At 40.3% G+C, this 15276-nt stretch carries 11 protein-coding genes; 1 reads left to right on the top strand and 10 read right to left on the bottom strand.

Annotated elements, in window-relative coordinates; translation table 11 throughout:
- From D2V08_RS02865 to D2V08_RS02845, 5 genes are all read right to left on the bottom strand, one after another.
- On the bottom strand, nt 1-1326 hold the full coding sequence (locus D2V08_RS02865; protein ID WP_119606603.1) for a TolC family protein: 1326 nt from the start codon (nt 1324-1326) through the stop codon (nt 1-3).
- Nucleotides 1326-4616, bottom strand: coding sequence for an efflux RND transporter permease subunit (locus D2V08_RS02860; RefSeq protein WP_119606602.1), 3291 nt, complete (start codon nt 4614-4616; stop codon nt 1326-1328). The genes D2V08_RS02865 and D2V08_RS02860 overlap by 1 nt, the downstream gene beginning before the upstream one ends.
- Nucleotides 4617-4628: 12 nt before the next feature.
- Nucleotides 4629-5750, bottom strand: coding sequence for an efflux RND transporter periplasmic adaptor subunit (locus D2V08_RS02855; RefSeq protein ID WP_119606601.1), 1122 nt, complete (start codon nt 5748-5750; stop codon nt 4629-4631).
- A 147-nt stretch (nt 5751-5897) separates the two neighbouring features.
- On the bottom strand, nt 5898-6785 hold the full coding sequence (locus tag D2V08_RS02850) for a leucine-rich repeat domain-containing protein (protein WP_119606600.1): 888 nt from the start codon (nt 6783-6785) through the stop codon (nt 5898-5900).
- 137 nt (nt 6786-6922) lie between these two features.
- Nucleotides 6923-8836 carry an ABC-F family ATP-binding cassette domain-containing protein gene (locus D2V08_RS02845; RefSeq protein ID WP_119606599.1) on the bottom strand — a complete coding sequence of 638 codons (1914 nt, stop codon included), beginning with the start codon at nt 8834-8836 and terminating at the stop codon, nt 6923-6925.
- A 65-nt stretch (nt 8837-8901) separates the two neighbouring features.
- On the opposite strand from D2V08_RS02845, the gene D2V08_RS02840 reads away from it, so the two are divergent.
- Nucleotides 8902-9303: a DUF983 domain-containing protein gene (locus tag D2V08_RS02840; protein ID WP_119606598.1), complete on the top strand. Its 402-nt coding sequence runs from the start codon at nt 8902-8904 to the stop codon at nt 9301-9303.
- On the opposite strand, the gene D2V08_RS02835 is transcribed toward D2V08_RS02840, so the two are convergent.
- The 5 genes from D2V08_RS02835 to porK all read right to left on the bottom strand — a co-directional run bounded on the left by D2V08_RS02835 (nt 9300) and on the right by porK (nt 15171).
- On the bottom strand, nt 9300-10355 hold the full coding sequence (locus D2V08_RS02835) for an NAD(P)/FAD-dependent oxidoreductase (RefSeq protein ID WP_119606597.1): 1056 nt from the start codon (nt 10353-10355) through the stop codon (nt 9300-9302). The two genes, D2V08_RS02840 and D2V08_RS02835, sit on opposite strands and share 4 nt — an antisense overlap.
- A 119-nt stretch (nt 10356-10474) precedes the next feature.
- On the bottom strand, nt 10475-11377 hold the full coding sequence (gene porN / locus D2V08_RS02830) for a type IX secretion system ring subunit PorN/GldN (RefSeq protein WP_119606596.1): 903 nt from the start codon (nt 11375-11377) through the stop codon (nt 10475-10477).
- Nucleotides 11378-11403: 26 nt separating this feature from the next.
- Nucleotides 11404-12984, bottom strand: coding sequence for a type IX secretion system motor protein PorM/GldM (gene porM / locus D2V08_RS02825; RefSeq protein WP_119606595.1), 1581 nt, complete (start codon nt 12982-12984; stop codon nt 11404-11406).
- Between the two features lie 67 nt (nt 12985-13051).
- Nucleotides 13052-13708, bottom strand: coding sequence for a type IX secretion system motor protein PorL/GldL (porL, locus tag D2V08_RS02820; RefSeq protein ID WP_119606594.1), 657 nt, complete (start codon nt 13706-13708; stop codon nt 13052-13054).
- Between the two features lie 86 nt (nt 13709-13794).
- Nucleotides 13795-15171: a T9SS ring complex lipoprotein PorK/GldK gene (gene porK, locus D2V08_RS02815; protein WP_119606593.1), complete on the bottom strand. Its 1377-nt coding sequence runs from the start codon at nt 15169-15171 to the stop codon at nt 13795-13797.
- Between the last annotated feature and the right edge of the window lie 105 nt (nt 15172-15276).

The following is a 15276-nucleotide window of genomic DNA, read 5'->3' as shown; positions in this document are numbered from 1 at the left end:
TTAAAAATCAACGTTGAGCAACTGGCCGCTAATTTGAAGCATTTGTAATTCCGCCAATTTTGCATTGTACTTTGCCTGGCTTTTGGCCAATTCTGCGTTTAACAGATTTAACTGGGCCTGCCTGAATTCAATGGAAGTTACTTGTCCAAGCTTGTAACGCTCATCTGTTCTATTGAAGTTGTTTTGATTGGTCTGCAAGTTTTTCTCCTGTACCTCCAAGACATATAATGCGTTGGTATAACTGTCCCAAGCATTACGTATATCTCGTTCAACCTCTAACTTTATCTGTTTTTTCGCTATTTCCTGATTCTTATAAGCAATTTTTGCATTTTTTATTCCGGTAATGGTAGAACCCCCATCAAATAAATTCCAGGTAAGATTAACCGTTCCTGTTACTCCAGTAGATGTATTTTGAAGTACAAATGCCAATGGACTGTTGTTGTTGGACTCGTTCCAACCATACGTTCCAGTCAAACCAATGGTAGGTAAATAACCGCTTTTGGCCACCCTAATATCGTTAAGGCCCATATTAAGGTCCTTTTCCACAATTTGAAGCCTTACATTGTTTAATTGGGCTTCATTGAACATGCTTTCCATCTGAAGCTCGGGGACAAAATTGACCGTTGTATCGGCGGAAAATTGGGAGGAGAGTTCCCTGTTCAGAATTAAATTCAGGTCTCGCATGGTATTTCTGAGTTGCTGACGTGAATTCAACAAATTGATACTGTCCGTATTAATATCCACTTCTGCATTCAAAACATCGAGACCGGTATTCTGCCCAAACTCAAATTGATACTGGGCCCTTTTAAGCCTATCTTTTGAAATTTCCAAAGCTTGCTCCAAGGTAGCTGTATTCTCTGTAAGGCGGGCAGCTTCATAATAGACCGTAAACAATTGTAGAATGGTATTTTCAATAGTCTGTCTAACCTCAAGTTCTGATTGCTGTGACCTTTCTTTAAAACTTTTATAATTGTAATATCTACCCAATCCATCGAACAGGGTATAGTTTACATTTACCGCAGCATTATACCTTCTAGTCTCGGCTCCTTCCGCTGTGCGCGTATCCCCATTGGCCAAAACACCTTCAGAATTTTGTTTATCAATACTTCCGCTTGCATTTCCTGTTACACTGGGCAAATAGCCTGAATTGAGGATATCGGCATTATTGTCATCAATCAATTTGGTATTACGTGCCACTTGGATATCCAAGTTGTTTTCCAGAACCAAATCAATGGCCTCTTCTTTTGTGAGCATTTGGTCTTGGGCATAAGCCAAAGGACCAAATAACAATAACGTTAGGGATACTGTATAAAAAATGCTTTTCATTATGTGGTCTCTTCTGCTACTTTTGAGGTTTCTTCTCCATTATGAGAAACGTGTTTACTATCGGTTCCGTTTAATGCAACGCTATCCGCTTCCATCTCCTCTTCTTCATGCTGTTCGCGAATAGCTCGTTCCACTTCTTCTTTTGTAACGCTTTCCCCGGTCCACAACCTTTTGGCAAAGACCTTTACATTATTTCCAAAGGATAAAAGCAATGGCAGCATAAGCAATGTCAATAAAGTGGCAAAAGCAATCCCATAAGCAATGGAAATGGCCATAGGTTTAAGGAATTGGGCTTGACGGCTTTTTTCCAAAAGTAAGGGTGCCAAACCGGCTATTGTGGTTACTGAAGTTAAAAATATAGCCCTAAAACGGGAACGACCTGCTTCGTACAATGCATCATCAAATTTCATCCCAGTGCGCAGATTGATGTTGAACTTACCTATGAGCACCAGCCCATCGTTCACCATAATACCAATCAATGCAATGATTCCCAACATGGAAAGAACGTTGATCGGAAAACCATGTATCCAGTGTCCCCATGCCACAGCGGTCAAACTAAATGGCACCATAAAAATTAACAACAATGGTTGACTGAAACTCCTAAAAGTGAAGGCTATGGTTACAAATATGAGAAACAATACAATGGGCCCAACAAAACCTAAGGATCCTATCAACTTGTTGGCTTCCCTATTCTGCCCTTCGTATGAGGGTGATATTGATGGATATTTTGATAAAATATCCGGCAGCACCTCATTTCGTATCCACAACATTGCATCGGTTCCACTAGTGGTCTCGGGATCTGTTAAGTCTGAAGATACTTGAATTTCTCTTCTTCCTTCAAGGTGATTGATGGCTACATCTCCCCTTTCAATGGTATAGGTTGCTATTTCTTTTAATGGAATACGGTCTCCACTCGGTGCCAAAATCCTCATTTCATCCAAATCGGAAATAGAAGATCTATTTTCTCGATCATAACGTACCCAAACCCTAATCTCGTCTTGTCCCCTTTGAAAACGTTGAGCCTGTGCTCCAAAGAATCCGCCTCGGACTTGGTTCATTACCGTACGAAGGTCCAATCCTAGCAAATATGCATTTTCTTTTAACTGTAATCTTATTTCTTTTATACCGGCAGGGTCATTATCGGTAACATCTTTTAGGTTGGCGTTGCTTTCCATAGCCTGCTTGAGTTCTTCCTTGGCAGCTTTTAACTCGGCAATGTTGTTTCCCAACAAGGATACGGAAACCGGACTACCTCCAAAATTACCGCCAGACCCATATATTAAACTTTCCACGCCAATTACAGGACCAACCAGTTCCCTTAGCCTCGTAGTAACCATATCGGAACGAATGCCATCTGGGCGCTCCTCTCCCGGCAAAAGGTTGATTTCTAAACTGGCCGCGGAAGATCCAGGTCCCAAATCCTTGATCATATTTACAAAAAGCATTTTATCCATGCCTTGCAAATACTTATCGGTAAGTTCTTGGTTTACGATATGCGCTTTTTCTTGAATAAGACTTATAATGGAATCCGTTACTTTTTCGTTGGTACCGTTGGGCATGGTAAGCTCAATGGATACTTGATCACTGGCCACCCTAGGGAAGAATGATGTTCTAACAATACCGCCACCAATGGAACCAAAGGTTAAAACCAATGCCATAAAGAACAGGGCAAAAGTCAAAATCTTATAATTCAACATAAAGCGGAGCGCAGGACTATACCATTTGTCCCGCATAAAGTTCATTATCTTATCTCCTATTTTATTGATTACCCTAAGCTCCGCAAAAATTTTGGCTATACTTGTTTTGGGTTCCTTCTTATGACGATGGAGTGCCTTGGAGTGTGCCAAGTGAGCTGGCAATATAATCAAAGCCTCTACCAATGACACCACCAATGTAAGTATCACAATCACGGATACTTCACTGAAAAATTCACCAATGCGGCTATCCAAGAACAAGAATATGGAGAAGGCCAAAACTGTTGTGATAATAGCGGAAATAATCGGTGGAAGTACCTCTATTGTTCCATCCAATGCTGCTTTTACAGGTGATTTTCCATCTTCGTAATGCTGATAAATATTTTCTGCGATCACAATTCCATCATCCACCAAAATACCAATAACAATAATCATCCCGAACAAGGACAATACATTGATCGTTACGTTGAACATGGGGGCAAAAATGAACATTCCCAAAAATGCGATAGGTAGTCCAAAGGCCACCCAAAATGCCAATCTAGTATTTAAAAAGAGGGATAAAAACACCAATACCAAAATCATACCTACGATGGCATTTTCGGTCAAAAGTTCTGTACGCTGTGTCAATGTTATGGATCGATCATCAATTACATCCAGCTGAACATTGGTATATTTTTCATTGAAATCTTTAATGTACTGCCTCACATTCTCAGCGGAGCCCATTAAATCTTCGGTATTGGTACTGGTAATTGTAATGTTAACCGCCAACTGTTCATTAAAATAGGAGGCATTGGGCGTTTCAGAGAACCTATCCCTAATGGTTGCCACATCCTTTAGCCGAATGGCACGCCCTGCCGCATCACCACGAACAACTATATTGGAAAGTTCGTCGCCATAATATGAGCGATTGTTGGCTCGGATAAGATACTCCTCGGTTACGGTTTTGATATTACCTCCGGTAACCAAAATGTTTGCGTTGGAAACCGCTTGCGCAACATCACTAAAGGACAGGTTATAAGCAAGAAGACTGTTCTCATCAACGGCAATCTCGATTTCCTCATCGGGATAACCAGAAACTGAAATTTGAGAAATCCCATCAATTGCCCTCAGGTCATTTTCTATTTGACGGCCAATTTGCTTTAATGTGGCCAAGGGTACATCCTTTCCGCTTACGGCAAAACTTATTGTAGGCCTAACGGGCTGTTGCTTCGCAACAATCAGAGGCTCCATTCCAGTAGGAAAGGTTGGCACCCTATCTACTGCATTTTTGACTTCCAACAGCATAAAGTCAACATTTCTTTCCTTCTCAATCTCTACATTGATTGTACCGCTGTTCTCCCTTGAGGTAGAGGTTACCCTTTCGACCCCTTCAAGCCCTTTTAGGTTATCCTCAATTTTTAGGACGATACCTTCTTCAATTTCTTGCGGTGAAGCCCCTGGGTAGACAATACTGATAGTAATATTCCGCGCTTCGTTAAGCGGAAAAAAGGATGATTTTAAGGAAAGTATCCCCACGACCCCAAAAACAAAAAATGCCAAAATAACGACATTTACTGCCATGTGGTATTTAATAAAATACGAGATGATTTTTCTCATGGCTGAGGAGGTTTAGGATTTACTTTCTTCAAAAACTTTCACCAACATGCCGGCATAGGCACCAGTTAATGGTTTGGCCACTATTACTTCTCCGTCTGGAACATTCTTGAGTACCACAGTCTTATCCGTAAAAAATACAGGCTTTACATCCATTAAATCCAAAATCGAATCCTTTACCACAAAAATTTGGTTGTTTTCCAGCAATAGGGAACGATTAATTTCAATGGCATCAGCCTCTTCTTTGGCTTCGAGCTTAGCTTCGAGGTATTGACCTTCTTTTAAGTTGTCTCCACTTACTTCAATAAATACGGTTATCGTTTGTGAGTTTTGGTCAACACTGGCATTAACCCGAGTTACCTCTCCAACAAAAGTTTGGGTCTTTTCCAAATTGGATAGTTCCACTTTTTTTCCGACTTTCAAAAAGTCTCCATAGGTCTTGCTTACGGAAACCTCCAATTCGTACAATCCTGTATTGATGAACTCACCCAATTTTTGCCCAGACCGGATCAAGGTACCTTCAGTGACCAAAGCTTCTGTCAAAACCCCGGTAAAAGGAGCGGATATGGTATACTTGGACAGGCGCTGCTCCAAATTTTTAACATTATAGTAGTTCGTGATGATTTCCCTACCGGTTATAAAGAATTTTTCCTTTTCCGAATCCATTTTTGGTAGATCGGGAGTAGTTTTTTCCAAATCAAATCCATTTAGGTATTGTTGCCATTTTGGGTAAATCTCAGGATAATCCAACCGTAAATCGGGCATTATGGAAGTAAGTAAATTGTACAGGTTACTTTTAGCCGATTGCACCGAAGCATAGTATTCGCTTGCATCTATTTTGATCAGGGTTTGTCCAGCAGTATACTCTTGTCCAGTTCGGAACAATTTACTGCCAGGTCTAAAAACACCTTGAACCTCTGAGTAAAGTTCTAGGCGCTTTTTTGCCTTAAGGTTTCCATTTGCAGGCACCATAATAGGCACAGTTGTATTTTTAACCGTATCAACAAAAACGGTCTTTACCACCTTTTGGGAAGGCGGCCTTCTATTATCCTTGCTATCGGCAATCACACCTGCAAAGTACAAGGAAGCAAAAATGATAATACCACCGGCAACCGCCGATATAATAAGCTTTCGCATGCGTTAGTTGGTTTAATCACTGCAAATCTATTCTCTACATTTTTTACAATGGTTAAATATTTCATAAAATACATTCTAAACCTGGTCAAATGCAAAAAGGGGACCCCAAACGGCATCCCCATCCAAACAAACTAAAGTAATAACTAACTACTCGTTTTCTTCTTCATCCTCGAATTTGGTATCTGCCATTCGAGTACGTTCAAATTGAATATCTTTAAATCTAGGATTCAAGGACTTATCATCAGTATCCAAAACTAAAAACTGTTGTGTGTTCATGTTATGGAGAACATTGAGAGAATTGAACTGATTATTTTGAAGTTGCAGTATTTCCAAACTTGCCAACTGTCCAAACTCCTCAGGTATTTCACCACCCAATTGGTTGTTGGACAAGACCAACTCTTTTAACTCCACTAAATTTCCTATCTCGGAAGGTATCTCACCCTCCAACCTATTTTCAAAAAGGCCAAGGGCTTTTAAGTTTGAAAGCTTACCTATTGATTTGGGAATTACACCCTTTATATTGTTACTAGAAAGATTTAATTCTTTTAAGTTTTTAAGCTCTCCAAACGTCTCTGGAATAGGACCGCTCAAAAAGTTGTTGAACATGGAAAAAACTTCCAATTCCTTGAAATTACCAACTCCTGTGGGAATTGCTCCCTTGATTCGATTCATCTCCAAACGGAAAATCTTCAAATTGTGGAGTTTGACTATGTCCTTGGGAAGCACGCCTGTAATCTGGTTAAAAGCTAAATTTAAATTGGCAAGATGTTTCAAATTTCCTATACTTTCTGGAAGAACTCCATTCAAATTGTTCATAAACAGTGTTATTCCAACTACATGCCCATCCTTAATTTCTATGCCCTTCCAAGTATTAACTGGGGCATTAAGATCCCATGAAGTATTCCATTCCTTGCCATTGGTACTATTGTATAAATCTACCAATGCAGATTTTTCTTTAGGAGAAACCTGCCCACTGGCAAAGGTTATACCAGCGCAAAACACCAAACAAACGAAAAAAATGGCTGTTCTCATCATTGAATACTTATTTACATGTAAAGAATTTACCTACAAATTACGATAAAGAAGAATTACCTTACAAATATAATCGGTGAACTCACCCTATTATGTTGTGAATTAGCAAGAAAACGTTGTGAAAAATTTGGATTGTTGCTTTATTCCAGTAATTCCAATTCATGGGACAGGTTTTCCCAATCTTCCATTAAGGATTCCAAATCCTTCTTTTTACCCTCGTAATTGTCAAAAAAATCAGGTTTTGCTATCGTAGCATCGTAGTCCATGAGCAAGTCATGATCAATATCGGCAATATCCTTTTCCAGTTTCGAAATCTTCTTTTCGACTCCACTGAGCTTATTTTTTAAGGATTTTTGCTTCTTTTGAGCCTGATAATCATTTTCCTTGGTTTTTACTTGGGGTTTATCTTCTGTTTTTTGATCGCCTTTTTCTACGCTTCGGAAATCTTCCATCTTACGCTGTTCCAGATAGAAATCGATATCTCCCAAATATTCTTTTATTCCACCATCCTTAAACTCGTATACCCTATCGGTCAATCCTTGAAGAAAATCACGGTCATGAGAAACCAGAATCAATGTTCCCTCAAAATTTTGAAGCGCCTGTTTGAGTACATTTTTTGATTTGATGTCCAAATGGTTGGTAGGTTCATCCATTACCAACACATTAAAGGGTTGTAAAAGCATTTTGGCCAAGGCCAATCGATTTCTTTCACCTCCAGAAAGTACTTTTACATACTTATCCACCTCATCTCCCCTAAACAGAAACGACCCTAAAATGTCCCTAACCTTACTCCGATTTTTCTCATTGGCCGCATCAATCATGGTATCCAAGATGGTTTTGTTACCATCCAGATATTCGGCTTGGTTCTGGGCAAAATATCCCAATTGTACATTGTGACCAATTTTTAAGTCCCCCTCATAATCCAGTTCGCCCACCATAATTTTGGCCAAAGTGGTTTTCCCCTGCCCATTTTGACCCACGAAGGCGGTTTTACTTCCACGCTCCACCATAAGGTCAATATCCTCCAATACTTTTTTGGAACCATAGTTTTTTGCAACATGGTCCAACTCGGCAATAATTTTCCCTGGGTTTACAGAAACAGGAAACCGGAGGTTCATCACACTATTGTCCTCTTCATCTACTTCGATACGCTCCATTTTATCCAACTTTTTGATAAGGGACTGTGCCATGGAAGCCTTGCTGGATTTTGCTCTAAACTTTTCAATCAACCTTTCGGTTTGCTGTATTTGTTTTTCTTGGTTTTTTTGGGCACTTAGCTGCTGTTCCTTTATTTCTTTTCGGTGGACCAAGAACTGGGAATAAGGTTTGTTGTAATCGTAAATCCTGCCCAAAGAAATTTCTATGGTACGATTGGTCACATTGTCCAAAAACATTTTATCGTGAGAAACAATCACTACGGCACCGGGAAAATTTCGTAAAAATTGTTCCAACCATATAATCGATTCTATATCCAAGTGGTTTGTAGGCTCATCAAGTAGAAGCACATCGTTGTTCTGAAGCAAAAGCTTAGCCAACTCAATACGCATACGCCATCCTCCGGAAAAGGTATCCGTTAACTTATTGAAGTCCTCTCTTTTAAAACCCAATCCCAGTAACACCTTTTCGGTATCCCCTTGGTAGTTGTATCCACCCAAAATTTCATATCGGTGCGTTACATCATTTAAATCCACCATAAGCTGATGGTAACCCTCGCTTTCATAATCGGTGCGCTCCGCCAAAGCGGTATTGATCTCATCAAGCTTGAGCTCCAATGCCTTAATTTCCGAAAACGCTTGATAGGATTCTTCCAAAACGGTCCTGCCTTCTTCAAAGTCGATATCCTGCTTAAGAAAACCGATCCTTACATCTTTCTCCATTGCTATGGTTCCTTGATCCAAAGGCATTTCCTTGGCGAGAAGTTTAAGCATGGTGGATTTCCCTGCTCCATTCTTTCCAATAAGACCTACTCTATCCCCTCCGTTGAGACGAAACGATATTTCCTCGAACAGATACTCTCCTCCAAAGGCTACTGAAAGATTATGAATGTTTAACATTTTATGTGACCTTGATTACAATACATTAGTTGGCGAATTTATACTTTTGCACAAAAACCCTGCAAATGTTAAAAAAAGGAACCAAAATGTACAGCATTTTAACAGGAAACTGTCCAAGGTGCCAAGAAGAGAGCATGTACGAGAATTCTAATCCCTATGCGCTTTCCAAAATTTTTCACATGCACGAAAGATGCTCCCATTGTGGTTTAAAATATAAAATTGAGCCATCCTTTTTTTATGGCGCCATGTACGTTAGCTATGGCGTTGGTATTGCTTTCGCTGTTGCCGCCTTTGTAATTTCTTTTTTGTTCCTGGGCGCTTCTTTGCCAACCACATTTATTGCGATAGTGGGCACCATGATTGCTTTTATGCCGTTAATTATTCGATTGTCCAGAAACATTTGGATCAATTTCTTTGTTAAATACGACCCTAATGCGGTCCAAAAGCATCAACCTATAAAAGGTTAGTTGCCGTAGTATTTTTTGGTAAATCTTTGGATATCCATTTCGGGGTCCAAGTCGGTTTTGCTTTCAATGTGATCAAACAATTGTTTTGAGGCATATGGCCCAATAAGCACTCCTCTAGAACCAAAGCCATTTAAAACATACATATTTTGATGTTCTGGATGCCCACCCACCAAGGGCCTGCGATCCACCACAGTTGGACGAATACCGGCTACATGGCCAACAACCTTAAAATCACATTTTAAAAAAGTTTTCAGTTTTTCCAAGAGTTCGTTCTTAGACTCCTCTGTGGGGGTATTGGTCTTATCTTTCCATTTATAAGTAGCTCCCACCAAATACATGTCAGATTCCATGGGAATGGTAAACACGGATGATTTAATTACTTTTTCCTCCTTGCATTCGGGTGCATGAATGATCAATAGCTCCCCTTTGGTTCCGTTCAACGGCAAATAGCCAAAATATGGGTTCTGTTTAAGACCATAACCACATGCAAATACAATGTTTTTGGCGGTAATATTTTTATAAGTCACACCTTCATCTGAAATGGAGAGGGCATCGAAATCAAGAGACTCATTTAAAAATTGACCTTTCTTTTCCAAATAGCTTTTATAGGACCTAACCAAAGTACCCGTATCAATCCTCCCTGTATATTTTACCTTTCCAAAACCATGTGGTGCATCAATTTTTGGATTATTGTTCGGCAAAATTTTGGTAGATAGAAAGTAATTCAAATCTGGTCGGTCGGAAGCTTCGAACCACATATTTTGTTCTTCTATAGACGCAAATTTTCGTAGTACTGGAAGTTCATGATCTAATTTAACACCAAGTTTTTCCTCCAAGTGTTGATAGAATGGTTTGGCCAACTCCAACTGCTGTTTGGCTTTCCATGCCATCGTAAATCGCTTCAAAATAACGGGATTGTACAAGCCTCCGGCCACTTGGGAAGCCTGTTGCGACTCATCGGCGATTGCCTTAAAGCTCTTTGCTTTTTCTTCCAGAACTTCACAAAAAGAGATTCCTGCCAAACCCAGACCTACTACTATATAATCCAACATACCGCAAAATTAGGCATCTGATTGATCTCTCAGTCATTAAACCTTCAGTTTAATGCAAAAAAACGCCGCACTATAGGTGCGGCGTTTTGCTATATTGAATTGGAAAATTCTATGAACGATTAATACGCCCACATATCTTGCTCCCTGTCTCGTATGCCCTCTTTGATTCTTTGGGCTTCCAAGAGCTGGAACAATGCATTATCAAAAATATAATCGCTTATTTCGCGATCTTCGTGAACGTTTTCCTCTTTGTAGATAACACCGTTGAAACGACGTGCGTTCAACAACGCATCAAAAGAAATGGGTCTTGAAGAATTACGTTGGTTGTACACCTTGGCATCGTGCAAAATTTTACGTGCCGCCGGAAACCAAACCCAGAACAATTCTACCTTGTTCTGCCCCGGATCTATAGACTCATCATCAATGAAGTTTACATCGGGTGCAACGGGTGCAATTCCCAATAAGCGATACTTAAGCTCTCCTTGACGCTTGTCGAAATACCAGATTCCCTTTATACGATACTCCTCAACATCTGCTGCGGTAAGATCCCTTTTGTTGATAAACTCCGGGGAAACCTGCTCTCCAGCATTTACTTGCTCGTATCCTAGGTCTGTGGTATCCACTTTGCTCAAGGTCGCCGAAAGGTCGGACAATTTTCTCTTTTCAGTAAAGTAGGAGTCTGCATAAACCTCGGTAAGGTTTCCATTTCTGATGTTTTTCATCAAAACGTGGTACAGTGACCTTCTATCCTTTCCAATACCAATGGTATCGGTTGGGTAATACAATGGAAAGTTAACTCGCTCGTCAAGATCAATGATTTCCCATACTGTTTTGGACCAAAGGATATCCCTATCATCCACATAACCGTACTCTAAAGGCTCATCGGCATCTTGCTCTATCTGAGCTTGGGTTTTCTTACCTATATCGTCGGGCAGCTTGGCATTTAAAATATTTGCCTGCGCCATGATTGATACTGGCAACATGCCCAACAATCCAATTAATAATGCGTTTTTCCAATTCATGATCACTTGTATACTTTTTATACTTCTTAGTTTGTAAGCTCAACCACTACAGGAGATACTTTTTTCAACTTGTAGCTCTTGTTGTTTGTAATATAAGCTTGGATATCGAATATCTGGACAGACTCACCTCTACCCGCTCTTTTAAGTGCAGATTTAGCTCTGTTGTCCAATTTGTTTCCATTGACAACTACAGTAGGTTGACCAGGTACTTTGAACTTAAACTGGCTTACAGCAAGGTTCAAGTCAAAATCAAAGTCTTCCAACATAGCACTAACCGTTGCAATTTCAAGGTTGTTCTTAGGCATTTTGATGCTACCAGACTCTCCACGAACAGTACCGCTTGGTCTTGGAATATCCTTAATACGGAACTCATTTTTACTTGAAATCGGCTTACCATCAGGCAATGTTCCAGAAGCGGTAATAGTTACCGATCTTCCTGTACCTGGGTTCATGATATACTGGCTACCGCTTCTTCTGGACAAACCAGGAGCTGAAGCTCTAACCTTGTTATCAGGGATACCAGGAATGGAAATGGTCATTGGGTTAGCAACACCTCGGTAAACCACGTTCATCTTATCTGCGGAGATAACCGCTGCGTTAGGCATAGAAATTGTCGCAAAAGTATTGTTTACTTCTACTGGCACTTCTTCACCATCTTGCATAAAAGTCATGGTACCTTTAACGGTGTGGTCACCAGGTGCACCAGCACTGATCAACATTTTGATACCACCAGCTTCCAATTCGTAGTCTTTACCTTCGGTCAATTTTCTTCCGTCCAAAGTCAATTCTGCAGCTACTGGAGTAGAAGTCTTGTCAGTTTTACTAACAATGATCTTACCATCATACTTTTCACCTGAATAGTATGCCGTTTTAGGAGCAGACAAAGCACTTGCGAAATTGGTCAAGGATACAGCTTCCGTCAATTCACCTTCCAAAAGGGTTTTCAACACTTCCTGCTCAGTAGTTTTGATATCGGCCTGCAATTGGGTCAACTTGGTCAAAGAGGCTACCAATGGGAACCCTTCAAAGTGATAGTTGATCCAATCTTGACGTGTGCCATCGCGCTTCTCAACTTTACCGTCGTCTTTTTTACCATCACTGGTTGCAAAACGAGTTTTAACTGCTGATTTCAATGATTCAAATTCACCTTCTGGCAAAGCATTGACTACGCCTTCACGATAATTATTGATCTGGTCCATGAACTTTTTACCTTCTGGGCCCAAATTGTCGCCCTGAAAGAATTTTTGGTCCAAGTAGTCAGACTTGTCCATAACCACATAGTCTTTTGGATCTTCCAAATCTGCGGTCATTTCTTTTTTCAATCCTTCCAAATAATTGTAGTAAGAATCTGAAAGTTCTTTGATCTGTTGAGCATCTTTATACAGTTCCCCATACTCTTCTTCATTTTCAGAAGCTTTGGTTTCCAAACTAGCAAAAAAGCTAGAGTTGTTGGAGTCCATATTGGTGTTGGAAGTTTCCAGCTTTTCGTTCATTAGTCCGAAAGCGGCAAGTACTTCCTTGCTCATATTAAGTGCCAACATCGCGATGAAGATCAAGTACATAAGGTTGATCATCTTCTGACGTGGTGTTTGTTTTCCTCCTGCCATGTTATTCTAATTAGATTTAATAATTAATTTGATTTGGTTTGTTTTCTGTTGATTTGAAAACCTCTAATTAGACTTTACCACCCATGGCTGTAAGCATACCACCGTATACTCCGTTCAAAGAAGATAGGTTAGTCGCCAAAGACTCCATTTGGTCTTTCAGCGCACCTGCATTCTGCACAACTTCTTCGTTAATAGAAGCTTGTCTGCTTGCGCTTTCCAATTGTACTTTGTACAAGCTGTTCAAAGATTCCATTTGAGCCGCTGCATGAGACAGTTCCTCAGAGTATTTTTTAGTGTGCTGAATAGCATCTGTTGTAGGAGTGATATTCTTGGCGGCACCTTCAAAACTCTTGATACTTTCACCCAAGTTGGAGAAAAGTTCAGAATCGATTTTAGCATCTTTAAGAAGACTATCCAATTTCTTGGAAAGAAGTCCTTCAGCTTCTTGAGCATCCTTAGCTTGTTGTTTTCTGGAAGCATCTGCTTCTCCACCGGCCAATTCCGGGTATACCAAAGACCAATCGAATTCATCATCTACTGGTTCAAATGCAGAGATAGCAAAGATTAATGCTTCAGTTATAAGTCCAACTGCAAGAAGAAGTCCACCTGTAAGTGGTCCAAACTCCCAGTGAAGGATCTTGAACAATGCACCAATAATTACTACCGATGCTCCAAGCCCGTAGGCCATGTTAAACAGCTTTTTTGTTGATTTTGACTGCGCCATAATTCTAGTTTTAATTAAGTTATATAAAAAATAAGTATTTGGTTACTACTCTTACTTGTTTATATAATGTTCTCTCGTTGTTTTTTTTATAATCCGCTTCTTCCGTCGGTAGAATCTTCTTCTCCCATATAATCCTGAACCGTTCTGAATCCGATGTAGCTTCTTGCGGAATCTTGGTATTCATAATCCCTTGTACTAACCTGAAGGAAGTATGCTACATCTTTCCAAGAACCACCGCGAATAACCTTACGCTGATTATCCTGAGAACCAATGTTAGGGTTCATGGTGGATAAGTAATCGTAAGCACCGGCATCAAAGCTAGAGTTTGTCCATTCCGATACGTTACCGGCCATGTTGTACAGATTATAATCGTTGGGTTCAAAAGATTTTGCTTCTACCGTATATAGGGCAGCATCGGCCGCGTAATCCCCACGTTGTGGTTTAAAGTTGGCCATAAAGCATCCCGTGTCACTGATCACATATGGACCACCCCAAGGATATGTACCTCCTTCGATTCCACCTCTGGCGGCATATTCCCATTCGGCTTCAGTAGGCAACCTAAACTGGTTTACGAACTGTTTCCCTCGGCTTTTCTGATCGTCGTTTTTGAATTTGGTCCTCCAGTTACAGAAAGCTTTGGCCTGCATCCAGTTCACCCCTACCACAGGATAATCACTATAGGCGTCGTGCCAGAAATAATCATTGTGCATTGGCTCATTGTAGCTGTATTCAAAATCTCGAATCCACACCGTGGTATCTGGATAAATTTCCAATTCTTCTTGTTTAATGAAATCTTTTCTACTGCCAGATCTTGCTCGGGCAGCAGCTTCAATATCCATCCAGTTGTACTTGTACTTGATTTTGGTAACATCAACACTTCTCAATCCATTGTAACTTTCTTCTTCCGGAAGATAAATGGAGTCCATTACCTCAGCATAGTACTCATCGGGATATTCAGAAGTATCCCATACAAGGTCAACATCTTTGTTCAATGCCCGTCCTTCATAACCTGTCTCTCCAAGACCTGCATAATTATCGAGCATATATTTATCGTATGCCGAAAGTTCTGTCGTATCGGTATCCTTAAAGGCGTACTCACCTATACCCTCATCTTCTGGGCTAATACCTAACTCATCGGCCAAAATGGCCAACCTTGTCCTTACAATGGAATCCTTGACCCACTCCACAAACTGTCGGTACTCACTATTTGTGATTTCCGTATCATCCATATAAAATGAACGAACGGTAACCGTTCTTGTGGGAGCGTTCAATACTTTTGCCTGATCCTCCTCGGCTTTACCCATTACAAAGGCGCCTCGGGGAATCAGCTCCATTCCGTAGGGTTTCTCTGGATGCCACTTTTTTCCCTGGACCCCAACTAGTTCACCTTTTGATCTTGATTTAGAGCCACAACTGGTAAGCAAAAAAACAAGTGCTATAGATGAAAAGAATAGCTTTCTCATACTTTAGGTTAAATTATTCGATTCAAGATTTTTAACTGTACTACACAGATTCATTATTCTCAAAACTGATTTTTGAATGAATTATTGTGTAAAAACAATTAATGG

Origin of the sequence: Flagellimonas lutimaris (assembly GCF_003581615.1) — a bacterium.
GTDB classification, from domain to species: domain Bacteria; phylum Bacteroidota; class Bacteroidia; order Flavobacteriales; family Flavobacteriaceae; genus Flagellimonas; species Flagellimonas lutimaris.
This window is presented reverse-complemented; position numbering and strand designations above follow the sequence as displayed.